Source organism: Caulobacter sp. SRI_014, from assembly GCF_057586315.1.
Genome location: NZ_JBYCZQ010000006.1, coordinates 177,545 through 202,760, shown reverse-complemented (window position 1 = coordinate 202,760; position 25,216 = coordinate 177,545). Strand labels below are relative to the sequence as shown.

Sequence of the window (25,216 nt, the reverse complement as noted above, 5' to 3'; positions counted from 1 at the left end):
CAGCCGGCGAAGGCCCGCCGCACTCTGTTCGATGAAGCGCGCGACAGACGCGCTCACTCGGGAACGACAGGGGCGAAACGATGACTGACCTGAACCGCCGCGGCCTGCTGGCCGCTTCCGTGGGCGCGACCGCGCTGGGCATGGCCGGCTGCGCCACCGACGGGCCGGTCACCGTCCCGGCCAACGCCGCCCCGTGGACGCCGGATGCCACTGAGTGGGCCAGCCGCATCCGCAAGGGCGAGATCAGTCCAGGCGAACTGATGGAGGCCACCGTCCGCAAGGCCGAGGCGCTCCAGCCCAAATTGAACTTCATCGTCAATTCCGACTTCGACCGCGCGCTCGACAAGGCGAAGAAGGGTGGACAGACCGGGCCGTTCGCCGGCGTTCCCTTCCTGGTCAAGGACCTCGACGACTACGTCGGCATGCCAACCCGATCAGGCTCACGCTGGACCCTGGGCCATCCGCCGGCCAGGTCTCAGGACAGCTACATCGACGCCTTCGAACGCGCCGGCCTTGTCTTCTTCGGCAAGTCGGCGACGCCGGAGTACGGCTTCCTGCCGACCACCGAGCCGATCGGCTACAACCCCACCCGCAATCCCTGGGACCCCAGCCGCAGCAGCGGCGGCTCGTCCGGCGGCGCCGCCGTGGCCGTGGCCAGCGGCGTCATCCCGATGGCCCACGCCAGCGACGGCGGCGGCTCGATCCGCATCCCCGCATCGAGCTGCGGCCTGTTCGGCCTGAAGCCCTCCCGCGGCCGGATGATCGATCCCACGCCGCAGGACAGGGTGGTCGACATCAGCGTCAACCACGTCGTCACCCGCAGCGTGCGCGACTCCGCCGCGATGTTCGCCGCCTCCGAGCGGCCCAACGGCGCCCTGCCCCCGGTCGGGATGGTGACCACGACGCTGCGCCGCAAGCTGAAGGTCGGGTTGCTCTACAAGAGCGGCAACAACAAGGATCCGGGCGCCGACGTCCGCGCCGCCATCGACGGCACGGCCAAGCTGCTGGAAAGCCTCGGCCACCACGTCGAGCCGACGGACTGGCCGGTGGACAGTGCAAGGTTCGGCCAGGACTTTTTGACCCTTTGGTCCTCCGGCGCCGCCCAGCTGGTCCAGGCGGTCGGCAAGGCGACCGGCAAGACCCCGGACGCCAGCATGCTGGAGCCCTTCAGCCTCGGCATGGCCCAGCTGATCGCTACCCTGCCGGCCGGCAGCCTGGAGGCCGTCATCGGCAGGCTGACCGCCAACGCCGCCGCCTACGACGCCTGGTTCACCAGGTTCGACGTGGTGCTGATGCCGGTGCTGACCAGCCCGCCCGTGCCCCTGGGCTATGTCAGCGGCGATGTGCCGTTCCAGGAGCTGGCCGCGCGGTTGACCGACTATGTCGGCTACACCCCGCTGCACAACGTCGCCGGCGGCGCCTCGATGAGCGTGCCCCTGCACTGGACGCCCGATGGCCTGCCGGTCGGCAGCCAGATCTGCGCCCGGCGGGGCCAAGAGAAGATGCTGTTCGAACTGGCCTATCAGCTGGAAGAGGCCCAGCCCTGGGCTGGCCGCAAGCCGCCCGTCAACGCCTGATACGAAAAAGGGGCCGCCCCCCCGGGCCGGCCCCAAAAACGCGGTTTCCCCCCGCGCGGGGCGGACATTGACCCGGACCGACCAAGGTTACTAGTGGGTCACGCCCCGAATTGATCAATCGGCGCACTTTTCTGTATCGAATGTTCGGCTTTTCGCTCCCGCAGCGTCAACAGGCCCCCTCGCGGCGGGCGTGGATGTCCTTGAGCATCGCCTCGATGACCGTGAAGTCCATCTTCTTGGGGTTCATGTAACGAATGCAGCTCTTGCCGCAGCTGATGCCCGGCACGGCCAGCTCGGCCTTGAACCTCTGGATGGCCTTCTCTCCGACGTACAGCGCAACGTGCTGGATCTGGTTGTTGAAGGCCATCCCGACATCCGCTGCGTCGGCCGGCCCATAGGCCGGCATGCCGTAACTCATCTTCTCTTCCCAACCTGGCAGGGACTTGAGGCAGGCCTCGCGCAGGGCCTGGATGTAGGGAAGCCGCTCGGGGCTGACCTCCAGCATGAAGGCGTCGACGGTCGGGGCGCTGGACTGGACCATGGGCTGTCTCCTCGCCCGCAGACTAAAGGCGAGCGGGCGCGATGGTCCAGTCCGGGGGCCGCCTAGCTCATTGCCTCGAGAATCTTCTTCACCTCGGGCTTCATGATCTTGCCGTTGGCGTTGCGCGGCAGGGTCTCGTGCCAGAAGGCGATCCGCACCGGCACCTTGAAGGCGGCCAGGCGGTCGGCGACGAAGGCGCGCAGTTCCTGCTCGGTCGCATGGCTGCCGGGCTTGAGCGTCACCACGGCCCCGGGCTCCTCGCCCAGTTGCTTGTGCGGGATGCCGACGAGGGCGGCATCCATCACCGCAGGGTGGTCGTAGAGCACGTTCTCGACCTCGATGCAGTAGATGTTCTCGCCGCCGCGGATCAGCATGTCCTTGGCCCGGTCGATGATGTAGCAGAAGCCCTCTTCGTCCAGCCGCGCCAGGTCGCCGGTCTTCACCCAGCCGTCGACGAAGGTCTGGGCCGTGGCTTCGGGCTTGTTCCAGTAGCCCTTCACCACCTGCGGGCCCTTGCACCACAGTTCGCCGACCTCGCCGACCGGCAGTTCGCGATCACCCTCGACGCTCATGATCTTCAGGTCGGTGACGGCGACGGGCGGGCCACAGCTGGTCGGGCGGTGCTCATAGTCCTCGGCCCCGTGCTGCGTGGCCGTGGCGCTGGTTTCGGTCATGCCCCAGCCATTGCCGGGAGCGGAATTGGGCCAGGTCTCCTTGATCTTTCGGACCAGTTCAGGCGCGCTTGGCGCCCCCCCGTAGGAGACGCTTTCCAGGCTGGAGAGGTCGTACTTCTCGCGGGCCGGATGCTCGATCAGCTGCCAGGCGATGGTCGGCACGCCGCCGGCGGCCGTGACCTTCTCGCGCTCGATCAGCTGCATGGCCAGTTCGGCGTCCCACTTGCGCATCATGACGATCTTGCCACCCCCGAACATCACCGGGTTCAGCACGGCGAAGCAGCCGGTGGCGTGGAAGAAGGGCACCGAGATCATCATCGCCTTCTGCGGCGCGTCCGGATCGGGGGCCGGCGGCTGCTCGCCCCGCCGCAGGAAGCTGCGGGCGGCGCTGCTGGCCGAGGACATGATGTTGGAATTGACGTTGCGGTGAGTGGCCAGGGCCCCCTTCGGCTTCCCCGTGGTGCCCGAGGTGTAGAAGATGGTGGCGTCGTCCTCCGGGCCGAGCTCGCAGTCGCACAGGGGAAGTTCCGGCAGCGCCTGCCAGCTGTTGGGCTCGCCCAGGACCTCTTCGATCTTGGTCACATAGGGATGGGTGACCTCGTCAGCCATGCGGCTGACAAAGACGTGGGTCAGGTCGGGGCAGTTGGGCAGGTGCTCAGCCAGGCGGTCGAAGCGCTCGACGTCCATGACCGCCACCTTGGTGCCCGAGTCGGTCAGGCCGTACTCCAGCTCCGGCCCCGTCCACCATGCGTTCAACGGCGTGACGATGGCCCCCAGGCTCTGGGCCGCATAGAAGGCCACCGGCCATTCGGGCAGGTTGCGCATGACGATGGCGACGCGGTCGCCCTTGGAGACGCCCTTTTCCTTCAGCGCCTCGGCGAAGGTGACGACGGCGCGGTAGAAGCCTTCGAAACTGACCCGCTCGTCCTCGTGGACGAGGAAGATCTTCTCCCCATGGGCGCGGGCGGCGACCAGGGTGTCGCGCAGGGTCGGCGGGACGTTCTTCCAGGTCCGGGTTGGCACCCCGCGGATGACCACCTCCTCCATTTCGCACGGCGCCCCGGGCGCGGTGAGGAGGGCATGGGCCTCCTGGATCGACATGGCGGGCCAGGCGGACGCGGCGGCGTCGGTCATCGTGTTGCTTCCTCGTGATTCCTTGGGCGGCCTGCTTCTGCGGCGGGCTCACCTTGGGTGAAGCACAGCCTGCCGGCCGATGCAAACGCCTGTTTGACTGCTCGCGCAGCTCCAATCGAAGCGGCGGCCATTATACCGCGCCCGGCGATAAGCGGGGAAAAAGGCCGCGCCGGCACAAAGGCCCGAAAAAGCCCGGCGGCGTTGAGGTTTGCGTGGTTGAGGCGGTTGCAAATGTTGAGGTTGGCGTAGGCGCCGCGTTGATGTTGGCGCGGGGAATGTAGGCGCCGGACTGGCGACCGGCGCCTACACTGCGCGCCAGATCGGTTCGAGACCGCCTCCGAGGCCCAGATGGCCCATGAATATGTCTAGACATATTGTTTAGGCCACTGAATTTTATGGCCTTTTGTTGCTAGCTTACCGCCAGCCGCCCACCCATGAAGTCCAGAAACACCCGCGCCTTTCGCGGCAGGCCGCGCCCATGCCAGACGGCCCATAGACCGAGCGGGGGCGCGCTCCAGTCGGGCAGCAGGCGGACCAGCCGCCCGGCCTCCAGATCGGCCCTGACCAGGAACCCGGGGGCCAGCACGGCCCCCAGGCCGTTCCGGGCCAGATCGGCCAGCACATCGCCGTTGGCGGTGCGGATGGCGGGATTGATCTCAACCTCGACCCTGGCCTTGCCGCTGCTGAGCGGCCAGCGCGTGGCGAAGGCCGAACTGGTCAGGCTGATCGCCGGCCGCGCGGCGAGATCGCCCGGCGACGCCACCGGCCCATGCGCCGCCTCGAACCCCGGCGTCGCCACCACCATGCGCGGATAGTTTCCCAGCCACAGGGCCGTCAGCCGGCTGTCCTCCAGCTCGCCCAGCCGCAGGGCGACATCCACCCCCTCGGCGATCAGGTCGACGCGGTCGTCGCGGGCCATCAGGTCCAGCCGCATGCGCGGAAAGGCCTCCAGGAAGGTCCCGGCCTGCGGCGCCAGTTCGGCCCGGGTGAAGGCGACCGAGGCCGACACCCGCAGCAGCCCCGCCGGTTCCCGCTCGGCCCCGCGCACGACGGCCTCGATGGTCTCGGCCTCGGCGACCATGATCCGGGCATGCTCAAGGACCTTCTGGCCGGCTTCGGTCAGGGCCAGGCTGCGGGTGGTGCGGTTCATCAGCCGGCCGCCGAGCTCGGCCTCCAGGGTCGCCACCGCCCGGCTGGCCACCGACTGGCCGACGCCGGCCTCTGCGGCGGCGCGGCTGAAGCTGCCGGTCTCGGCGACGCGCAGGAAGAGGCGCAGGGCGGTCAGACGATCCATGATTTATGCTCTCACGACATAGATCATATGCGCAATCGGTGGATTATCACGGAACGGCGATCAGCCTATTCCGTCGCCATGGCCGATTTCCCCCTCCACAGCCGCGCCACCGCGCCCTCCGCCTCCAAGCCGTTCATCGAACAGGCCCAGGCGACCGCAGGCTACGTCCCCGCCCTCGTCGGCCAGATGGCCGAGAGCCCGCAGCTGCTGGAGGGCTACTTCGCCCTCTCCGCCATCTTCGCCAAGTCGAGCTTCACCCCGGCCGAGCAACAGCTGGTCCTGCTGGCCGTCTCGGTCGAGCATGACAGCCACTACTGCACGCCGGCCCACGCCCACCGGGCCCGCATCGCCCACCTGCCCGAGGCCGACATCCGGTCGATCCGCGACCGCCGTCCCCTGCCCGATCCGCGCCTGGAGGCCCTGCGCGCCTTCACCGTCCGCATGGTCCGCGAGCGCGGCTTCCTCTCGGACGCCGAGATCGCCGCCTTCGTCGCCGCCGGCTTCACCCGCGCCCAGGCGCTGGATGTGGTGCTGGCCGTCGGGCTCAAGACGATGAGCAACTACGTCAACCACCTGGCCGAGACGCCGTTGGACCCCCCGTTCGCCCCAGATTCCTGGGTGAATGGCAGCCAGGTCGCCTGAAGGACCCCCGCCATGAAACGCCTAGCCCTCGCCTTCGCCGTCCTCGCCCTGGCAGGACCACTGATGACGCCGACCCTCGCGGCCGCCGCCAAGCCGGCGGTCTACACCCCGGCCCTCAACAACGTGGCGGTCGGCGGCTACGATACCGTCGCCTATTTCACCCAGGGGAAACCCGTCGTCGGCGCAGACACCTTCAAGACCGAGTGGAACGGCGCCGTCTGGAAGTTCAGTTCCGCCGCCAACCTCGCGAAATTCAAGGCCAACCCCAGCGCCTATGCCCCGCAGTACGGCGGCTACTGCGCCTGGGCCGTCGCCCAGAACTACACGGCCAAGGGCGATCCCCGGAACTGGAAGATCGTCGGCGGCAAGCTCTACCTCAACTACAACGCCGACATACAGGCCAAGTGGTCCAAGGACATCCCGGGCTTCATCGCCAAGGGCAACGCCAACTGGCCCCGCGTGCTGAAATGAGAAAGGTCTGGAAGTACCTGCCGGACGCCATGGCCGTCTTCATGGCCGTGATCTTCCTCGACAGCCTGCGCTACAAGTTCACCGACCATCCCAAGACCCAGGAAATCTTCGGCCGCCTCGACGGCTGGTCGACGTCGCTGGGCCTGCCCGGCCTGTTCGATCACACGGGCCTGTTCAGCCAGTATGTCATCGGCAGCATCGAGCTCCTGGCCTCAGGTCTGCTGATCCTCGGCCTGCACCCGCGGTTCAAGCCTCTGCAGGCGGGCGGCGCCCTGGCCGGGCTGCTGGTGATGATGGGGGCGGTCAGCTTCCACCTGTTCACCCCGCTCGGCATTGATCCGAACGGGGACGGCGCCGGCCTGTTCGCCGCCGCCTGCACCAACCTGGCGTTCGCTCTCGTCCTTCTGGCCGGCTTCCGGCGGAACGACCTGATGGTTCTGCTCCGCCGGGTGCTGGATGTCGTGAAGCCTAGCTGACGCCTTCCAGCCGCTTCAGCGCCGCGCCCAGCTTGGCCTTCGCCGCTTCGGCGTCGGCCAGCTTGGTGCGGTTCTCCTCGATCACCTCCTCCTTGGCCTTGGCCAGGAAGTCGGGGTTGCCGAGCTTGCGGTTGACCCGGTCGATGTCGGCCTCGTGGCCGGCGATCTCCTTGGTCAGGCGAGCCTTCTCGGCGGCCAGATCGATGAAGTCGGCAACGGCCAGGGCGCCGGTCGCCTCGCCGATCACGAACGGGACCGAGCCGGCCGGCGCCTCGCCCAGGTCCGCGCTCTGCAGACGTCCCAGGGTCAGGATCAGGTCGCGGTGGCGATCCAGCCGCGCGGCGGCCTCGCCGCCGGCCCCGGACAGGGTCAGCGGGATGCGGGCGCCGGGCGGGACGTTCATCTCGGCGCGCAGCGAGCGGACCTCGGTCACCAGATCAACGACCCAGCCGATCTCGGCCTGGGCCAAGGCATCGACCCAGGTTTCCGGATAGCTCGGCCATTGCTCGGTCATCAGGAAGCCGGCGCGGGCTGGGCCTTCCTCCGCCGTCTTCTCCCACAGCTCTTCGGTGATGAAGGGCATGACCGGGTGCAGCATCAGCAGGCATTGGTCGAGGACCCAGGCGGTGGTCGCCTGAATCTCGGCCTTGGCCGCCGCGTCCGAGCCGTTGAGGATCGGCTTGGCCAGCTCCAGGTACCAGTCGCAGAAGACGTTCCACACGAAGCGGTAGAGGCTGTTCGCGACCTCGTCATAGGAACAGGCTTCCAGCGCCGCGGTGACCTCGGCCACCGTCCTGGCCGTCTCGCCACGAATCCATTTGGCCAGGGTCTGCTCGACCGCACCGGGATCGAAGCCTTCGACGCGGACGCAGCCGTTCATCTGGGCAAAGCGGGTCGCGTTCCACAGCTTGGTGCCGAAATTGCGATAGCCTTCAATGCGTTGTTCGGAAAGCTTGATGTCCCGCGCCTGGCCGGACATGGCGGTCAGGGTGAAGCGGACCGCGTCGCAGCCGTACTGGTCGATGAGGACCAGCGGATCCATGACGTTGCCCTTGGACTTGCTCATCTTCTGGCCCTTGGAGTCGCGGACCAGGGCGTTGATGACCACCCGCTGGAACGGGACCTCGCCGGTGAAGTGGATGCCCATCATCATCATCCGGGCGACCCAGAAGAAGATGATGTCAAAGCCGGTGACCAGGGTGTGGGTCGGGTAGAAGCGCTCGAGGTCCGAGGTCTTCTCCGGCCAGCCGAGCGTCGAGAAGGGCCACAGGCCCGACGAGAACCAGGTGTCGAGGACGTCCTCGTCCTGGTTCAGGTTGGTCGGCTGACCGTAGTGCTCGGTCGCCTTGGCCTGGGCCTCTGCTTCCGTCTCCTCGACGAAGATCTTGCCGTCCGGGCCGTACCAGGCCGGGATGCGGTGACCCCACCACAGCTGGCGCGAGATGCACCAGGGCTGGATGTTCCGCATCCATTCGAAATAGGTCTTCTCCCAGTTCTTGGGGGAGAAGACGGTCTTGCCGGTCTCGACCGCCTTGATGGCCGGCTTGGCGAGCGTCTCGGCGTCGACGTACCACTGGTCGGTCAGGAAGGGCTCGATGACGACGCCCGACCGGTCGCCGTGCGGGACCTGGTGTTTGACCTTCTCGATCTCGCGCAGCAGGCCAAGCGCCTCGAACTGCTCGACGACCTTCTTGCGGGCGACGAAGCGGTCCAGGCCCCGGTATTCGGCCGGCGCCTGGTCGTTGATCTTGCCGTACGCGTCCATGATCGAGATGGACGGCAGGTTGTGGCGCTTGCCGACCTGGAAGTCGTTGAAGTCGTGCGCCGGCGTGATCTTGACCGCGCCCGAGCCCTTTTCCGGATCGGCGTACTCGTCGGCGATGATCGGGATCGGCCGCCCGACGATGGGCAGGCGGACGCACTTGCCGATCAGGTGCTTGTAGCGCTCGTCATCCGGGCTGACCGCGACGGCGGTGTCGCCCAGCATGGTTTCGGGGCGCGTGGTGGCGACGACGATCTCGCCGCTGCCATCCTCGAGCGGATAGGCGAAGTGGTAGTAGGCGCCGTCGACTTCCTTCTGCTCGACCTCGAGGTCGGAGATGGCGGTCTGGAAGTGCGGATCCCAGTTGACCAGACGCTTGTCGCGGTAGATCAGCCCCTGGCGGTGCAGCTGGACGAAGACCTTGCGGACGGCGGCCGACAGGCCGGGATCCAGGGTGAAGCGCTCACGCGACCAGTCGCAGCTGGCGCCGAGGCGGCGCAGCTGGTTGACGATGGTGCCGCCGCTTTCGGCCTTCCATTCCCAGACCTTCTCGACGAAGGCGTCGCGGCCCATGTCGCGGCGGCCCATGTTGCCGCTCTCGGCCAGCTGGCGCTCGACGACCATCTGGGTGGCGATGCCGGCGTGGTCGGTCCCGGGCAGCCACAGGGCCGCCTTGCCGCGCATGCGCTGGAAGCGGATCAGCACGTCCTGCAGGGTGTTGTTCAGCGCATGGCCGATGTGCAGGCTGCCGGTGACGTTCGGCGGCGGGATGACGATGCTGAACGGCTCGGCGGTCGGGTTGTCGGTCGGCGCAAAGGCGCCCGACTGTTCCCAGGCCGCGTACAGGCGCGGTTCGGCGGACTTGGGGTCGAAGGTCTTCTCAAGCATGGCGGTGTCTATCGTGGGTGTGAGCGGGACTGGCAAGCGCCAGACGCGATAAAGGGCAGCCCGGCATGGCCGGCGCCGCCCTCATCCGACCCGCAGGCGCGGGCCACCTTCTCCCGGCAAGCGGGAGAAGGGAAATTGTTATACTCGGCCGCGCATGACCTTTTCGACCGCCTCGGTGACCTTGGCCTCGGCGATGCGCGGCAGGTTGTCGTCGAGCCACTGCTTGAGCAGCGGCTTGAGCAGTTCGCGGACAACGTCGTCCAGTGTGCGGCCAGGAGCCGGCATGGCCAGAGCCGCTTCCAGGCGGCCGAAGGCGCTGGCCGTCGCGGTGGCGGCCGCCGCGCCGATCAGGTCGCTGTCGTCCTGATCCGGAGCGCTGTAGGTCGGCGGCGGGACGTAGGGCTCGGGTTCCGGCTCGGGCGCGCTGAACACCGGCTCGGGCTCGGGCTCGGGCTCGGGCGTCCAGGCGGGCTCGGGCGCGGCCGGCTCGTAGACGTCGATGTCGCCATGGGTTTCCAGCGGGGCCGAAGCCTCGATGGCGTCGGTCAGCTCCAGGACGTCCTCGTCCTCGGGCTCGACGGGGGCCGGCGCGAAGGCCGGTTCGGGAGCAGCCTGGGCCTCGGCCGGCGGCGCGTCATCCTCCGAGATGATGCGGCGGATAGAGGCCAGGATTTCCTCCATCGTCGGTTCCTGGGCGGTCTGTTCGGACATTTGACGGGCCTGGGCTTGAGCGGAGCGAATCCGGACTGGTGGGCAAAGCGTATGCTCTGCCATCAGTTCCTGCAAATAGGTGCGGTAATAAGTCTTACGCGTCCGTTGCGGACGCGCAAACTCACTTGTTCGCGGTCCTTACCGCTTCGTCCGGTGCTGGGCCGACTTTAGGCGCCAGAACATGGTCCACAGCCGCGACAACAGGCTCCCACGGCACCCAGCCGAAGCTGCGGTAGACGCGCTTGTACGAGGTCTTGGGGTCGTACAGCGTCTGGTCCGGGGTCAGCCAGCGGGCCTCCAGCTTGCCGATGGCGGCCAGCACGAAAGCGCCGGCCAGGTATTCGTCGCGGCGGGCGTTGATCAGCGACAGCTCGGCGTTGCGCAGCTCCTGCTGGGCGTTCAGCACGTCGAGCGTGGTGCGCAGGCCGACCTGGGCCTCCTGGCGGACGCCTTCGAAGGCGATGCGGGCGGCGCGGACCTGTTCTTCGTTGGACGCCAAGGCGGCGCGGGCGCCGAGCAGCTGGTTCCAGGCCTGGGCGACGTCCTGCTGGGCGGCGCGGCGGGCGCCCTCGATGGCGGCCGCGTCGGCGTTGTTCTGCTCCTGGGCCTGACGGATCGAGGAGGAGATCTGGCCGCCGGTGAACAGCGGCACCGACAGCGACACCTGGCCCGAGACGCCACGGTCGAAGTCATCGAAGGGATCGTTGGTGACCGAGGAGCCGGAGGCGTCGATCTGGCCGCGCAGGTTGACGCTCGGACGGGTCGCGGCCTTGGCCTGGGCGACGCGGGCGCGGCTGGCCTGCTCGGCGTAGTTGGCGGCCAGCAGGGCCGGGTTGTTCTCTTCCGCCATCTGGAAGGCTTCTTCGATGGTGGCGGGCAGCAGCTCGGCCAGCGACGGCTCGGCTTCCAGGTCACCCGGGTTCTGGCCGACGACCTGGGCGTAGTTGGCGCGGCTGATGGCCAGCTGGGCGCGGGCGTTCGACTGCTGCGACTTGGAGGCGGCCAGGCGGGCCTCGGCCTGGGCGACGTCGGTGCGGGTGATTTCACCGACTTCGAAACGGGCGCGGGCCTCGTCGAGCTGGCGCTGGAGCACGGCGACGTTCTCGTCGGCGATGCGCAGCGATTCGATGTCGCGGCGGACGTCGACGTAGAACTGGATGACCTGGCTCAGGACGTTCGATTCGACGGAGCGCAGGTTTTGCCGGCCGGTTTCGACGTCGGCCTGGGCGGCGCTGATCTGCGAGCGGACGCGGCCGCCCGTGTACAGCGGCTGGTCCAGGGTGATGGCGGCGCTGGTCGAGGACCCTCGGCTGTCATCGTTGAAGCCGGTGAAGATGCTGCCCTGGGGGCTGCCGAACCGGTCGTAGCTGATGCCGTAGTTGACGCTGGCGCTGACGTCGGGGCGGTAGCCGCTGCGGGCCTGAACCACGGTTTCGTCGAGGGCGCGCAGGTTGGCCCGCTGCTCGCGCAGGGTCGGGTTGGTCTGGTAGGCCAGCGCGATCGCATCGGCCAGCGACTCGGCAAAGGCCGGCGCGGCCGTGCCGGCGAGGAGGCCGGCGGTGCAGATGGCGGCCAAAAGTCCGGCCTTACGGCTCTTGAACATAAGAACTATCCCCAGAGGCGACGATGCCGCCCTTATATGATCGCCTGTAAGTCTCGCCGCCAGTCGCGGCCAGTTAAGCTTTTTTCACGCACCAACGTTGCCACAGGATTACAGCCTTGACGGGTTCGCGCCAAAGTCGCCAACCGTCGCAGCCCCTGTCTAGAAGGCAAAGGCGGCCTTGGGCTCGAAACCGGGCAACAGCGGGGCCGCCGAGTCGAACACCGAGCGACCGCCGACGCCATCGTCGGAGCGAACATAGGTCATCGCGCGGCCGACGGGACCCGTCCGCTCGACGATTCCCAGCCGGCCGTGCAAGGCGAGCACACCGGTCCAGGCCGTCGGCACGGCCGAAACCGCGCCTTCGCTGATGATCAGGTCGTAGGGGCCACCGCTCACCGCCGTCAGGTCGCCATCGAGGCGGGTGACGCTGAGGCCCATCTTCTCGAGCACCGCCGCCGCATAGGGGGCGGCGATGGCCAGGGCCCGCTCGCCGGCCTTGGGGCCGAGGACCTGCAGCAGCTTGGCGACATCGCGCGGGCGCATCAGATACAGGCCGGGCCCGTACTCGACCTCGGTGTCGGCGTAGGCCCCGGCGGTCTTGCCGGCCGGCAGCAGGGCTTCGCGGGCGACACCGCGAATCGCGTCGGTGATGGTCAGGTCGGTGACATCGGCGGTGCGGACCTGGCTCTCGACCATGTTCTCGCGCGCGGCGGCGAAATCGGCGGCCATGGAATCCCTCGAAAAAAGCGCTGCGTTTGCTGGTGCGGCTTATAGGTCCGCCCTTAAGGGGAACGCAATGGAAGCATCGCTAATGCTTGTTCTTGGCGTCCGCCTCTGATAGCGAACCGCCTCCCCGACGCACCGCCAGTGTCGAGGGAACGGAAGGCCCGATGGCGGAGTGGTTACGCAGAGGACTGCAAATCCTTGCACCCCGGTTCGATTCCGGGTCGGGCCTCCAACTTTTCAGCATCACATCCGAACGCGCCTGCCCTTGCCGCGGCCGATGGCGCAGGCATCATTCCGCCTGGCGTCGGGGCGAGGCGAAGGACACATGCCGTACAATGGCCATCTGATCGGAACCCGGCTCGGCCCCATCGACTGGCCGGCCACGACGCGGCGGGCGCTGGCCTTCCGGGCGGTGCTGGCGCCGGACGATGCGTCCGGTCTCGACGACGCCGCCGGGTCCCTCGAACTCCTGCCGATGCAGGTGGTCAGCCCCGAATGGGTGCTGGCCCTGATGGCCCGCGACCTGCCCGGCCAGGCCCTCAGTCCCGAGGAGCAGCGGCGCGGGGTGCATGTCTCGCAGGACAGCCGGTTCCTGCGTCCGATCCTGGCCGGCGAGCGGCTGACGGTCAGCGGCGACATCGTGGGGGTTCGCGACAGCCGGGCCGGCGCCGTCGTCACGACCCGCTATGAGACCCGCGTCGAAACAGAGGTTGTCGCTGTCAGCACCAGCGTCAGCATCCTGCGCGGCGTAGCGGTTGATGGCCCCAACACCCCCGAGGCCGCCGAACCGCCCTGGCCGGCGTTGGAGGCTGCCGGCGAGCAACGGCCGATCCTGACCAGCCGGGGCTTTCCGCACCAGTATTCGGAGTGCGCCGAGATCTGGAACCCGATCCATACCGAACGCGCCGTCGCCCTGGCCGCCGGGCTGGACGACATCCTGATCCACGGCACCGCCCTCTGGGCCCTGGCGGGCCTCGCCCTGACCCCCACCGGCGGACGTCTGACCCGTCTGGCCGCCAGGTTCCGCGCCCCTGCCTGGGCCGGCCAGCCGATGGCGCTGCAGGCCGGCGGCGCGGTGGACCGCCAGACCCCCTTCCGGCTGACCGCGCCGGACGGCCGGCTGCTCTGCGAGGGCTTCGCCGAGAGCGCCTAGAGGACCTTGCGGATCCTGAAGGTGACCGTGCGGCCGTAGGGATCCATGTAGTCGGCCTGGTAGTTCAACGGCCGGCTGCCCGTGCTGCTGACGACGGTCTGACGCTCGTCGAAGATGTTGGCGAAGTTCAGCTGCAGCTCGACGCCCTTCAACCAGGGCGCCGCCTTCATCAGGTCCGGCCGGCTCGACAGGTCGACGGTGAAATCGAGGTTGATCGTCGCGTAGGGCTCGAACGTCAGGTCCGTGCCCCCGGCGCCGCCGTCGATCCGGCTCTCACCGCGCCAGCTGAAGGCCAGGCCGGCCATGTTGCCGTCCTTGCTCAGCCGCACGAAGCCGTCGGCCTGGTCGCGCGGCTGGCGGCCGCTCTCCAGCTGGTCGATGACCGGCAGGCCCGGGCGGACCACGATCTCGTCCTGGATGCGGTGCTGGTAGGTGAAGTGCATGAACACCCGCGCCTGGCCCGGCGGTCCGCCGAACCCGCCGCCGCCCATGCCGCCTCCGCCGGGGCCCATCATCCCACCGGGCCCTCCCGGGCCGCGGAACCCGCCCGGTCCACCCGGCCCTCGAGGTCCGCCGCCGGGGCCGCCTGGACCACCAGGCCGACCGCCGCCCCGCCCGCCGGGGGCCGCAGTCGGCTTGCCGATGGGGAAGTTGTAGAAGAAGGAAAACCGCAGGTCCTGCCGCTCGGTGCGGCTGTAGTTCAGCGCCCGGGCGTCCAGGGCGATCAGCTGGCCCGAGCCGTCGCGGGTGAACCGGCCCGGCAGGGCGGCCTCGATCTGCGGGGTGATGGTGGGGAAGAAGCTGATGGCGTCATCGACCCGGTTCGAGACGTAGGAGACATTGAAGATCAGCTCACGCGCCTTGAACGGGCGATATCGCAGGCTCAGGCGCGTCGTTTGACGGGTGTCGGCGTCGAGCGCCGGATTGCCGCCGGTCACATAGTTCACCAGCACCGTCTGGCCGGTCGCGAAGTCGAACACCGGCGTGTTCGGCGTCGAGACGATCGGGTCGTTGAGCAGGCCGAGGTCCGGCGCGGTGCGGTCGTGGCTGTAGGACAGGTTGATGCTGACCCCGTCCCACGGCGACCAGTTGCTGTTGGCGGTGAAGTTGAGCAGGCCGCCGAAATCGCTGGCCTCGTAGTACTCGACATCGAAGCCGGCCGAGAGATTGCCAAGGGCGCCGAGCGGTCCTTCATCGCGGTTGATCAGCTCAGCCCACAGGTCGAGCTTGCCGTAGGTGCGGTCGCGCGACAGCGACCGGTCGAAGCGCAGGCCCGAACGCAGGCTTTCGGAATCCAGTGAGCGGGTGTCCCAGCCCAGCGTGACGACCGATTGCAGCGCCCCGGTCGGCAGGTCGAACAGGTCGCCCGCGATCGTCAGCTCGACCGAGCCGTTGGTGCTCACCGAATCGGCGGTGTCGTCCGGCAGGCGGGTCAGGCCGGCGCTCAGGTCACCGAAGGGATTGACCCCCGGCGCCCCGGCGTTGAGCTGGCTCTGCAGGGCAGCGGCGCTGAAGCCCCGCCCGGTGCGGCTTTCGCTGTCGACCCGGTTGTAGTCGCCCGACAGCGTCCAGCGCCAATCCCCGACGATGTAGCCATCGGCCACCGCCCCGAGGGTGGTGGTCAGGCTGTCGTTGGTCCGGATCATGGTCTTCGGCGCATCGATGTAGCGGAAGAGCTGCACATCATTGGCGAACGGCGACCAGGGATTGGTCGAGGGCAGGGTCAGGGTGATGGCCGGCAGGCCCAGCCACGTCCGGGTCGAGCGGTCCACCAGCGAGGCGCTGACGGTTACCTTGGTCTTGTTGTCGATGTCGTGGGCTACCGAGCCGTCGACCTTGGCCGTCTCCAGCTCGGAGACCCGCGAGCGCCAGGCCGACAGGTCGTCCGTGCGCGGCGCTCCGGCCCCGGAGGCGAAATCGGCCGGGCCGGGCGCGGTATTGCCTTCAGGGACCGCCGCTACCAGCACCGTCTGACCGGCCAGGCCCGACAGCGCCGGATCGATCTCGGCGCCAAAGGGCCGGCCCGTGATGTTGCCGGTCAGATCGAAAGGCCGGCTGCCGGGATCGCGGACCAGGTCGCGCTCGGTCTCGAACAGCGGGTTCTGTCCCTCGACCTCGATGTCGAGGTTCCAGCGGTCGCCCTTGTGGACGCGGAAGTAGCTGGCGCCGACCTTGCCCTTTTCGGCGCCGCCCTGGGTCGGAACGGTCGCCTCGGCCCGGACGGATGTCTGCTGGAAGGCCGGCTTGAGGACGAAGTTGAGGACCTTCTGGTCGACCGGATAGCCGTAGGCCAGCGCGACCTGCTCGGGCAGCACCTCGGTGCGCTCGACGGCGGCCCGGGGGATGTTGCGCCACTCCTGGGGTCCGCTGATGCGGCGGCCGTTGATCAGCACGATCGGCTGCCCGCCGCTGCCGGTGGCGGTCATCGTCGACAGCTGCTCGACCAGTTCGCCGACGGTGGCGCCGCCCAGGGCCTTGAGGTCCTCTTCGCCGAGGACGAGCTCAGGGTCGACATCGACCGTCACGCTGCCGCGAGGCCGCACGCCGGTCACCTCGACCGGCGTGACATCGCCCTGTTCTTCTTCCGACAGAGGCGCCGCGGCCGGCTCAGGCGGCGGCTCGGGCGGCGCGGTCGTCTGGAGCACACTGGCCGCCAGCGCGGTCAGCAGGGTGGCGGCAAGCGGCATCGAGTCGAACTTTTGGGTAAGCGGGAGGAATGCCGGCGGCAATTACCCCCACCCGCCGACATTGCAAATGCCTCACAGCCTTGCGGCTAGATTGTGGCTCCCGCTCCCACGCCCGTAAGGCGAGCGACCAGCGGTCCTACCAGCGCTTGGCGACGGTCACGCCGAAGGTGCGCGGGGCGTTGTAGGTGCGGAAGCCGACCCCCAGGGCGCCGTTGTTGACCCCCTGCACCACGTGGCTCTCGTCCGACAGGTTCTTGCCCCACAGGCTGAACGACCAGCCGCCTTCGGAGCTGACCCCGATCCGGCCGTCGAAGGTCCAGTAGCTGTCCTGGACCAGCAGCGGGTCGTTGATGGCGTCCTTGAACACCGAGTCGGAATACTTCGCCCCGCCCTGCAGCTGCAGGCTCCAGTCGGCGCCCAGCGGGATGTCATAGGCGCCCGAGGCGTTGAAGGTGACTTCCGGCGCGTTGGGCAGGCGGTTGCCCTCCGGCACGGTCCCGGCGGTGACCGCGAACTCGCCCAGTTCCGCGTCGAGCAGGCCCAGGCCCAGTTGCAGCGTCAGGCCGTCGAGGGCCGGCGGGCGCCAGGTCAGGTCGGCGTCGAGGCCGGTGATCGTCGCCTCATCGACGTTGCCCAGCCGCTGGATCGGCAGGGCGCCGGAGGTGTCGCGGATGAAGGTCTGCACATCGCTGTAGTCGTAGTGGAACAGGCTGGCGGTGATCTGCACCCCGCCGCCCAGCCGCGCCTTCACCCCGGTCTCGAAGGCGACGAGGGTTTCCGGGTCATAGGGCTTCAACTGGCCATTGTTGGTGGTGACGCCGCTGAAGAAGCCGCCCGACTTCACCCCCTGGCTGACCGAGGCATAGACCAGCACATCGTCCATCGGCTTCCAGTTGAGGCCCAGCTTGTAGGACCAGTTGGTGTCCGAGATGGTCTCGTCGATGAAGGAGATGCGGATCGGACCGGCCCCGCAGGGGGCGCCGCTGAGGGCGCTGCCCGGGCAAAGGGAAACCAGATCGTCGGTGCCGCCCTGATAGGCCTTCTCCTCCCAGGTGTAGCGCAGGCCGGCGACCAGGCTGAGGGTGGGCGCCAGCGTCCATTCGCCGTTGCCGAACAGGGCCGCCGACTGGGTCTCCTGTTTGCCGAAGCTGTAGGTGGTGGTGTTGAACAGATCCTGGAGGAAGCCCGGGTTGTCGGTGTCGACGTCGTCCGACGAGTAGAAGGCCCCGACCAGCCAGTTCATTCTGTCGCTGTCGCCGGCCAGCCGCAGTTCCTGCGAAAACTGGGTGATGGCGTCGTTCTGGATGAAGTCGGTCTGGCGCAGGGGCGTCGCGTCGGTGTCGATGTAGAAGCTGCGCTCGAAGTCCTGGTAGCCGGTGACGGATGTGAGGGTGGCGAACCCCAGGTTCCATTGGGCCCGCAGGGTCGCGCCCCACTGGTCGATGTCGTAGAAATTGTCGCCCGACCAGTCGCCCTTGAAGGGGTCGCCGTCCGGGTCGCGATAGCCGAAGAAGTCCGTGCAGCGCGGGTCGCCCGGGCAGGCGACGCCCGGCGACAGGGCCGAGGGGAAGACCCCCATGAACTCGCCCTGCCCCATTTCCGAGCGCACTCGCTGGCCTTCCAGCTTGAGCGTGATGTCGGCGTTTCCGGCCGCCCAGCGCGCCTGGACCCGGCCCAGCCAGACGTCGCGGCGGCCGATGTCGCGGTCCTGCACCCGGTTGAACCAGAAGCCCTCGTCCTGGCCGATCACCTTGGCGGCGACGCGCAGGGCAAGGCTGTCGCTGACCGGGATGTTGACCATCCCCTCGGCCTCATAGCTCTCGTAGTTGCCGATCCCAGCCGCCGCCCGTGCCGCGAACCCGCCGAAGCTCGGTCTGGCGGTCAGCACGTTAAGCGCCCCGGCCGTCGAGTTGCGGCCGTAGAGGGTGCCCTGCGGTCCCTTGAGCAGCTCGACCCGCTCGATGTCGAAGAAGTCGAAGTTCATCTGGGCCAGCGAGGCCAGGTAGACCTCGTCGATATAGACCCCGGCGCTGGGGTTGTTGGCCGAGGAGAAGTCGTCCAGCCCGACGCCGCGGATGGTGATCACCGGCATGGCGCCGGGCACCTGTTCCTTGACGTCGACGTTGGGGGTCAGCGTCGCCAGGTCCTTGACCTGCTCCACCCGGCGCGTCTGCAAAGTCTCCGAGCCGGCCACAGCCAGCGTACCGCCGACGTCATAGACGCTCTGCTCGCGCTTCTGGGCGGTGATGGTGATCTCGTCGACGAGCGCGGGCTCTTCGGTCTGCGCATGGGCCACGCCGGTCAGGCACAGGCTGATGGCGGCGCTGCCCAGCAGGGCGCGGCGGATCCGTTGGCTGGTCATCCCCAAGTCCTCCCTTCCGCAGCCCCCGGTCGGACGCCGGTTTTCAACACTGCGGTATGTGCGGATAACGACACGACGGAATTCGCTTGTCAAATTTTTCAACACTTGCGTATGTTGGTTGCATCAACTGTCGAGTTCGCCGACCCTTGAAGGCCATGGCCCCTCGTACCGATCCCGTCCGTCCGCCGACCGTCGCGCCGAAACCGCGTGTCACGGCCAAGCGCAACCTCAAGCGCGAGGCCCTGCTGGCTCACGCCACGCGGCTGTTCAATCAACGGGGGATCGCGGCGACCAGCCTGTCGGACATCGCCGAGGAGCTCGGCCTGACCCGCGCCTCGCTCTACTACTATGTGAACGACCGCGACGAGCTGGTCTTCCAGTGCTACCAGCGCGCCTGCGAGCAGATGGCCGAGGACCTGGCCCTGGCCTCGACCGATGCGGCGGACGGGTTCGGCAAGGTGCTGGCCTTTGTCGCCCGCGCCACCGACCCGGTCCGGCCGGCCACCGCCGTGCTCAGCGAAGTCCCCTTCCTGGCCGAGCCTCACCGCGCCGCCATCGAGACCGCCTCGCGCCGCAACGCCGACCGCCTTCAGGACCTGATCGAGGAAGGGATCGCCGACGGCTCCCTGCGCCCCTGCGATGGCCGCACGATCGGCCATGTGATCATCGGCATCCTAAATTGGGCCCAGCTGTCGCCCCAGTGGCTGGGCGGCGCCGACGGACGCGCCTTCCGCAAGCGGGTGCGCGCCGATTTCAACCTGCTGATCAGCAAGGGCACGTCCGTCGCGGGCATCTGCCCGCCCTGCCCTGTCGATGCGGAGACCTTCCTGCCCGGCCGTTTCAACGCCTTCGACCGCGCCGAGGCCGCCGAGATGAAGACCGCCCAGCTGGTCGCCACCGCCTCCCAGCTGTTCAACCGCCAGGGTATCGAGGCCACCTCACTCGACGACATCAGCGCCGCCCTGGGGGCCACCAAGGGCGTCGTCTACCACTACATGCAGGACAAGACCGACCTGGTGCTGCGCTGCTACGAGCGCGCCTTCGATCTGTTCGACGGCTTCGCCGCGGCGGCCCAGAAGACCGGGACCGACAGCCTGTCGCGCATGCTCATCGGCGTGCACCTCAACAGCCAGGCCCAGATCGGGCCCCTGTCGCCGCTGATGCCCCAGGCCGGCATGCAGGCCCTGCCCTCCCAGACCCGCCTGGCCCTGACCCGCCGCGCCCGCGCCCTGCGCGTCAAGTTTGCCGGCTGGCTGCGCCAGGGGATGGCCGACGGCTCCTGCCACCCCTGCGACATCGTCATGCGGGCCCAGATGGGGGCCGGCGCCTTCGGCTGGCTGCCCAAGTGGATCACCCCGGAAGACGCTGCCCGCCCGCGGCAGCTGGCCGACGAGATCACCCGCTTCTTCGCCCTTGGTTTGAAAGCCCGCACCGCATGACCGATGTGTCCGGAACCGTCGCCCCTGGCTTCGAGGCCGTCCGCGAGGCCTTCGCGGCCAACTTCCGCAACGCCGATCCCTATCGCGATGTCGGGGCCTCGCTCTGCGTCTATCACCGGGGCCGGCTGGTCGTGGACCTGTGGGGCGGCCACCGCGACGCGGCCCGCACCGCGGCCTGGACGCCCGACACCCTGGTCAACGTCTGGTCGACCACCAAGGGCGTCACCGCCATCGCCCTGGCCACACTCGTCGACCAGGGCCTGATCGACTATGCCGCCCCGGTCGACCGCTATTGGCCAGAGTTCGCCCAGGCAGGCAAAGGCGAGATTACCGTCGCCCAGCTGCTGTCGCACCAGGCCGGCCTGCCCGGCTTCGCGCTGCCGATCTCGCTGGAAGCGTTCTACGACTGGGACACCGCGACCAGCCGGCTGGCCGCCCAGGCCCCGATGTGGCCGCCGGGAACGAAGAACAGCTACCACGCCATGACCTTCGGCTTCCTGGCCGGCGAGCTGATTCGCCGGGTCAGCGGCCAGTCGGTCGGCGACTTCCTGCGCGACCAGGTCGCCGGCCCCCTGAAGGCCGACATCCATATCGGCCTTCCCGAATCGGAAGAGCCGCGAGTTGCTCCCCTGATCGGCCCGCTGGTCGCCGCCCCCTTCGATCCGGCCATGCCGCCCGAAGCCATCGCCGCGGTGACCAACCCCAACATGGAGCCGACCCTGCCCAACGACCGGGCCTGGCGCGCCGCCCAGATCCCGGCCGGCAATGGCCAGGCCACGGCGCGAGGCCTGGCCCGCCTCTATGGGGCCCTCGCCCACGGCGGAACCCTTGATGGCGTAAGGCTTATGGGCCCCGAGACCATTGCCAGGATGACCACGGTCCAGACCACCCGGCCCGACCTGCTTCTGGGTCTGGCGCCGTTCTGGTCCATGGGTCTGATCGTCAACGACGCAGGCGTCTACGGCCCGCTGGCTGACACCTTTGGCCATTCCGGCTGGGGCGGCTCGTTCGGCTGCGCCAACACCCGGGCCGATGTCGCCATCGGCTACACGATGAACCAGATGGGACCGGACCTGAACGGCGACCCGCGCGCCACCGGCCTGTGCAACGCCGTCTTCGCCGTCGCCGGGGTCTGAAAAATTTACCGCTGATTAACCATAAAAGCCGACCTTCCTCCCGTCTTCCTTGAAGACACCCCACCATCACCGACTTTGAAAAGCCCGGCCTTCCAGCCGGGCTATTTTTTCGCAGGTAGATGACTTGCACGGGCGGCGCCTGCATCGTATACGCCGCCTCCTTCCAACGTGATCCCCGATAGCTCAGTTGGTAGAGCAGTCGGCTGTTAACCGACTTGTCGCAGGTTCGAGTCCTGCTCGGGGAGCCACGGAAGACTTTCGCGCCAACGGGCGCCTTCCCCACAGATCAGAGTTCGTCGGCGCTTCGCCAAGCCGTGGCAACTGGGCTATGTCGGATTCGACGCCAACGCCCGGAGCCAGCCCCATGCATGCCGTTGCCGCCTTCGAGCTGGTGCTGGTGCTGCTTGGCCTGATCGTCGCCCTCTACTGGCTGGCCCTGAAGTTCAAGCTGCCGCCCTCCTCGGCCCTGCTGGTCGGCGGCGGGGCCCTGGCCTTCCTGCCCGGCCTGCCGACCGTCGCCCTGGACCCTGAGTTGGCCCTGGTGCTTTTCCTGCCACCCTTGTTGATGGACGGCGCCTTCCTGACTCCCCTGGGGCGATTCCGCCGGCACCTGCCCGGCATCCTGTCGCTGGCCGTCGGGGCGGTGGTCTTCACCACCCTCGCCGTCGGCGTGGTTGCCCACTGGCTGGTCCCCAGCCTGCCCTGGGCCGCCTGTTTCGCGCTCGGGGCCATCGTCTCGCCGCCGGACGCCATCGCCGCCCGGGCGGTGCTCAAGGACGTCGCCCTGCCCCGCCGCCTGACCGCCCTGCTGGAGGGCGAGAGCCTGCTCAACGACGCCACCGGCCTGATCCTCTTCCGGTTCGCGGTCGCCGCCACCCTCAGCGGGGTGTTCAATGCCGGCCAGGCCATCCAGAGCTTCGCGATGGTCGCCGTCGGCGGGGTCATCGTCGGCCTGGCGGTCGGTTTTGCCTGGATGCTGATCGTCAAGAAGCTGAAGGACCACATCCTGACGGTGGTGGTCACCGTCCTGCTCGGCTGGACGGCCTATATCGCCGGCGAGGCGGTCCACGTGTCCGGCGTCATCTCGACCGTCACGGCCGGACTGGTGCTGGGCTGGCACCAGCATGAGATCTTCACCGCCCGGGTGCGGATGACGGGCGGCTCCTTCTGGCGGGTGATGACCTTCCTGCTGGAGGCCATGGTCTTCATCCTGATCGGCTTCTCGCTGCGCAACATGGTCGAGCGGCTGGGGGGTATCGAGGCCTTGCCCCTGTCGATGCTCTGGGTCGCCCTGGCGGTCATCGCCACGGTGGTCCTCTGCCGCTTCGTCTGGGTCTTCGCCTCGGACAGCGTCATCGCCCTTATCAACAAGGCGGGGGTCAAGCGCGCCAACCCGCTGGGCTGGCGCCAGGCGACGGTGCTGGGCTGGGCCGGCATGCGGGGCGTGGTCACCCTGGCCGTGCCCCTGACCCTGCCGCTCGACATGCCGGGCCGCGACATGATGCTGGTCTGCGCCTTCTCGGTCATCTTCGCGACGGTGGTCGTGCAGGGCTCAAGCCTGGGGTGGCTGATCCGTCTGGTGAAGCCGGTCGACAAGGACCCGCCGGCGCCAATGAACATGCCCGCCTGTGAAGGGGCCATGGCCCGGGCCCGCCTGGCCGCCGTAGAAAAGCTGGCCCACGGGCCGGATGGGACGCTGCTGCATCCCCAGATCCTTGAGGATCACCGCAAGCGGGCCGGCTACATGGAGCGCTATGTTCAGGAGCCGGTGGCGGCCATGGAAATCCTGCGGCCGCACTTCGACGTGCTGCTGGGGGCCATCGCGGCCAGCCGGGTGGAGCTGATCCGCGTCCACCGGGCCGGGCTGATCGAGGACGAGGTGCTGCACGAGCTGGAACGCGACCTCGACGTCGAGGAAATGGGCATCACCTTCCAGCGCGGAGAGTAGGCCTCAGCCGGCCAGCCGGTTCACCGCCTCGACCAGTTCATCACCGTCCAGCGGCTTGGCCAGGGTGGCGTCGGCGCCGACCATCTGGGCCATCTTGAGGATGTCGTAGTCGGCAAAGGCCCCGCGCCCGGAAATGGCCAGAATGCGCACCGTCGGCCAGCTCTGCCGGACCGTGCGGATCAGTTCGACCCCGTCTCGCTCGGGCATCAGCATGTCGGTGAGGATGATCTCGGGGGCCATCAGCGTCATCAGCTTCAATGCATGGCCGCCGTCGATGGCCTCCTGCGTCCGGTGGCCTGCGTTCTGCAGCACCCGGCACGCGACAGCGCGGAACGCGGGATCGTCATCAACCACCAGTACAAACGCCATTGCCGACTCGTGAACCGCCCAGGCCGTAGGGCCAGCTAGGCGGTTCGCCGCGTCGATGCCAGCAAAAATCGACCCAATATGGGTCTTTTTTCGCCGAGACAGGGAGCGCTAACCGCCGTCCCGCTCCATCGCCTTGCGCAGGCTGAGGGGCCGCATGTCGGTCCAGACTTCCTCGATGTAGGCCAGGCACTCGGCCTTCGTGCCGCTCTTGCCCGCCCAGGACCAGCCGAGCGCCGGCTCACGGTCGACGGGCCAGATCGAATACTGTTCCTCGTGGTTGACCACGACCCCATAGATGGTGGTGTCTTCCTGCTCTTCACGCATGACGCACGCCTCCTTGACGCCACCCCGCGCCGTTCCGGAATATCGTCAAGGTAGCGGCGTTGGAAATGCTACCTTTAGTCCACCGCCACCGTGTAGTTGAGCGCCAGCCGCCCGCCGTCCGGGTACAGGGTCTGTCCGGTGAAATAGCTGGCGTCCTCGCTGGCCAGGAACACCGCCACCTTGCCGATCTCCTCGGGCTCGCCGAAGCGCTTCAGCGGGGTTCGAGACAGGATGCCCCTGGCGGCGTCAGGGCTGTTCATCACGCCCTTGAGGATGTCGGTGGCGATGGTCCCCGGCCCGATGGCGTTGACCCGGATGCCATGCGGCGCGAGGCCAAGAGCCATCACCTTGGTCAGCTGGTTGATCGCCCCCTTGCTGGTCACGTAGGCCAGCTGGGCCGGGATGGCCATGACCGCGTTGATCGAGCTCATGTTGATGATCGAGCCCTTCAGGCCCGCCGCCACCATACCTTGCGCGACGGCCTGACCGATGACGAAGGCGGCCCGGATATTGACCCCCAGCACCCGGTCGAAGTCCTCGAGCCTGGCCGTCAGGATGTCCCCCGCCGCGAGGATTCCGGCGTTGTTGACCAGCAGGTCGATGGGCCCGATGGCCTCGGCGGCCGCCTTCACCGCCGCCAGGGCGGCGTCCGCATCGCCGACATCGCAGGCCAGTCCGACAGCCTTGCGGCCGGTCTCGGCGGTGATGGCCACCGCCGCCGCCTCGACCCCCGCCTGGTCGATGTCCATCAGCGCCACATCGGCGCCTTCGCGCGCGAAGGCCTGCGCGCAAGCCAGACCAATGCCGTGCGCCGCGCCGGTGACCAGCGCCTTGCGACCCTGCAGCTTCACCTACCAGACCCCCGTGTTCGGCATTGAGGCCCAGGGCTCCCTGGGCTCCAGGTTCGGGCCCTTTTGCAGGAGCTCGATCGAGATGCCGTCCGGCGACCGCACGAACGCCATATGCCCGTCGCGCGGCGGCCGGTTGATGGTCACCCCGCCGTCGGCCAGCCGCTGGCAGGCCGCATAGATGTCGTCGACGGCATAGGCCAGGTGGCCGAAATTGCGCCCGCCCTGATAGTCCTCGGTGTCCCAATTGTAGGTCAGCTCGACCATCGGCGCCTTGCGCTGCCTGGCCATCTCGACGTCGTCCGGCGCCGCCAGGAAGACCAGGGTGAAGCGGCCGCCCTGGTTGTCGTAGCGGCTGACCTCCGCCAGGCCGAGCTTGGCGCAGTAGAAGTCCAGGGCGGCGTCGAGGTCCTTCACCCGGACCATGGTGTGCAGGTACTGCATGGCGAAC

21 protein-coding genes and 2 tRNA genes are annotated in these 25,216 nt (G+C 68.3%); 10 read left to right on the top strand and 13 right to left on the bottom strand.

Features of this window, described 5'->3' with window-relative positions; translation table 11 throughout:
• The first annotated feature begins 80 nt into the window (after positions 1–80).
• On the top strand, positions 81–1,577 hold the full coding sequence (locus AC2YG9_RS15105) for an amidase (RefSeq protein WP_487298801.1): 1,497 nt from the start codon (positions 81–83) through the stop codon (positions 1,575–1,577).
• Between the two features lie 166 nt (positions 1,578–1,743).
• Here the strand turns inward: AC2YG9_RS15105 and AC2YG9_RS15100 are convergent, their stop codons facing one another.
• The 3 genes from AC2YG9_RS15100 to AC2YG9_RS15090 form a co-directional block, all read right to left on the bottom strand.
• Positions 1,744–2,118, bottom strand: coding sequence for an iron chaperone (locus tag AC2YG9_RS15100; RefSeq protein ID WP_487298800.1), 375 nt, complete (start codon positions 2,116–2,118; stop codon positions 1,744–1,746).
• A gap of 62 nt (positions 2,119–2,180) precedes the next feature.
• The gene (locus AC2YG9_RS15095) at positions 2,181–3,926 is read right to left on the bottom strand and encodes a class I adenylate-forming enzyme family protein (RefSeq protein WP_487298799.1); all 1,746 of its coding nucleotides are present in this window, start codon (positions 3,924–3,926) and stop codon (positions 2,181–2,183) included.
• Positions 3,927–4,335: 409 nt separating this feature from the next.
• Positions 4,336–5,220: a LysR family transcriptional regulator gene (locus AC2YG9_RS15090; RefSeq protein ID WP_487298798.1), complete on the bottom strand. Its 885-nt coding sequence runs from the start codon at positions 5,218–5,220 to the stop codon at positions 4,336–4,338.
• 78 nt (positions 5,221–5,298) lie between these two features.
• On the opposite strand from AC2YG9_RS15090, the gene AC2YG9_RS15085 reads away from it, so the two are divergent.
• The 3 genes from AC2YG9_RS15085 to AC2YG9_RS15075 are packed head-to-tail and all read left to right on the top strand — an operon-like array spanning position 5,299 to position 6,809.
• Positions 5,299–5,862, top strand: coding sequence for a carboxymuconolactone decarboxylase family protein (locus tag AC2YG9_RS15085; protein ID WP_487298797.1), 564 nt, complete (start codon positions 5,299–5,301; stop codon positions 5,860–5,862).
• Between the two features lie 12 nt (positions 5,863–5,874).
• A complete protein-coding gene (locus tag AC2YG9_RS15080) occupies positions 5,875–6,333 on the top strand; it encodes a YHS domain-containing (seleno)protein (protein ID WP_487298796.1) in 459 nt (152 codons plus the stop codon).
• The gene (locus AC2YG9_RS15075; RefSeq protein WP_487298795.1) at positions 6,330–6,809 is read left to right on the top strand and encodes a hypothetical protein; all 480 of its coding nucleotides are present in this window, start codon (positions 6,330–6,332) and stop codon (positions 6,807–6,809) included. Before AC2YG9_RS15080 ends, AC2YG9_RS15075 begins: the two co-directional genes overlap by 4 nt.
• Here the strand turns inward: AC2YG9_RS15075 and AC2YG9_RS15070 are convergent.
• From AC2YG9_RS15070 to AC2YG9_RS15055, 4 genes are all read right to left on the bottom strand, one after another.
• Positions 6,802–9,459, bottom strand: a complete 2,658-nt coding sequence (locus AC2YG9_RS15070; RefSeq protein ID WP_487298794.1) for a valine--tRNA ligase — start codon at positions 9,457–9,459, stop codon at positions 6,802–6,804. The genes AC2YG9_RS15075 and AC2YG9_RS15070 overlap by 8 nt on opposite strands.
• Positions 9,460–9,597: 138 nt before the next feature.
• Positions 9,598–10,170, bottom strand: coding sequence for a DUF2497 domain-containing protein (locus tag AC2YG9_RS15065; RefSeq protein WP_487298793.1), 573 nt, complete (start codon positions 10,168–10,170; stop codon positions 9,598–9,600).
• A 121-nt stretch (positions 10,171–10,291) separates the two neighbouring features.
• On the bottom strand, positions 10,292–11,773 hold the full coding sequence (locus tag AC2YG9_RS15060) for a TolC family outer membrane protein (protein WP_487298792.1): 1,482 nt from the start codon (positions 11,771–11,773) through the stop codon (positions 10,292–10,294).
• A 159-nt stretch (positions 11,774–11,932) separates the two neighbouring features.
• A complete protein-coding gene (locus AC2YG9_RS15055) occupies positions 11,933–12,502 on the bottom strand; it encodes a protein-L-isoaspartate O-methyltransferase family protein (RefSeq protein ID WP_487298791.1) in 570 nt (189 codons plus the stop codon).
• Positions 12,503–12,657: 155 nt separating this feature from the next.
• On the opposite strand from AC2YG9_RS15055, the gene AC2YG9_RS15050 reads away from it, so the two are divergent.
• Positions 12,658–12,731: transfer RNA gene (locus tag AC2YG9_RS15050), tRNA-Cys, on the top strand.
• Positions 12,732–12,824: 93 nt separating this feature from the next.
• Complete coding sequence (locus tag AC2YG9_RS15045) at positions 12,825–13,652, top strand: hypothetical protein (protein WP_487298790.1); 828 nt, start codon at positions 12,825–12,827, stop codon at positions 13,650–13,652.
• On the opposite strand, the gene AC2YG9_RS15040 is transcribed toward AC2YG9_RS15045, so the two are convergent.
• Complete coding sequence (locus tag AC2YG9_RS15040; RefSeq protein ID WP_487298789.1) at positions 13,649–16,339, bottom strand: TonB-dependent receptor; 2,691 nt, start codon at positions 16,337–16,339, stop codon at positions 13,649–13,651. The genes AC2YG9_RS15045 and AC2YG9_RS15040 overlap by 4 nt on opposite strands.
• Positions 16,340–16,475: 136 nt before the next feature.
• Positions 16,476–18,701 carry a TonB-dependent receptor gene (locus AC2YG9_RS15035; protein WP_487298788.1) on the bottom strand — a complete coding sequence of 742 codons (2,226 nt, stop codon included), beginning with the start codon at positions 18,699–18,701 and terminating at the stop codon, positions 16,476–16,478.
• A 155-nt stretch (positions 18,702–18,856) separates the two neighbouring features.
• On the opposite strand from AC2YG9_RS15035, the gene AC2YG9_RS15030 reads away from it, so the two are divergent.
• From AC2YG9_RS15030 to AC2YG9_RS15015, 4 genes are all read left to right on the top strand, one after another.
• Positions 18,857–20,140: a TetR/AcrR family transcriptional regulator gene (locus AC2YG9_RS15030; protein ID WP_487298787.1), complete on the top strand. Its 1,284-nt coding sequence runs from the start codon at positions 18,857–18,859 to the stop codon at positions 20,138–20,140.
• Complete coding sequence (locus AC2YG9_RS15025; protein ID WP_487298786.1) at positions 20,137–21,276, top strand: serine hydrolase domain-containing protein; 1,140 nt, start codon at positions 20,137–20,139, stop codon at positions 21,274–21,276. Before AC2YG9_RS15030 ends, AC2YG9_RS15025 begins: the two co-directional genes overlap by 4 nt.
• 172 nt (positions 21,277–21,448) lie before the next feature.
• A tRNA-Asn gene (locus tag AC2YG9_RS15020) sits at positions 21,449–21,524 on the top strand.
• A gap of 116 nt (positions 21,525–21,640) precedes the next feature.
• Positions 21,641–23,224: a Na+/H+ antiporter gene (locus AC2YG9_RS15015; RefSeq protein ID WP_487298785.1), complete on the top strand. Its 1,584-nt coding sequence runs from the start codon at positions 21,641–21,643 to the stop codon at positions 23,222–23,224.
• Positions 23,225–23,227: 3 nt separating this feature from the next.
• Here AC2YG9_RS15015 and AC2YG9_RS15010 read toward each other — a convergent pair whose 3' ends face one another.
• The 4 genes from AC2YG9_RS15010 to gloA all read right to left on the bottom strand — a co-directional run bounded on the left by AC2YG9_RS15010 (position 23,228) and on the right by gloA (position 25,209).
• Positions 23,228–23,593 (bottom strand): response regulator, encoded by a 366-nt coding sequence (locus tag AC2YG9_RS15010; protein ID WP_487298784.1) that lies wholly within the window; start codon positions 23,591–23,593, stop codon positions 23,228–23,230.
• A 108-nt stretch (positions 23,594–23,701) separates the two neighbouring features.
• Positions 23,702–23,917: an MbtH family protein gene (locus AC2YG9_RS15005; RefSeq protein WP_487298783.1), complete on the bottom strand. Its 216-nt coding sequence runs from the start codon at positions 23,915–23,917 to the stop codon at positions 23,702–23,704.
• A 74-nt stretch (positions 23,918–23,991) separates the two neighbouring features.
• Positions 23,992–24,768, bottom strand: coding sequence for an SDR family NAD(P)-dependent oxidoreductase (locus tag AC2YG9_RS15000; RefSeq protein ID WP_487298782.1), 777 nt, complete (start codon positions 24,766–24,768; stop codon positions 23,992–23,994).
• A complete protein-coding gene (gloA, locus tag AC2YG9_RS14995; RefSeq protein WP_487298781.1) occupies positions 24,769–25,209 on the bottom strand; it encodes a lactoylglutathione lyase in 441 nt (146 codons plus the stop codon).
• Positions 25,210–25,216: the final 7 nt, after the last annotated feature.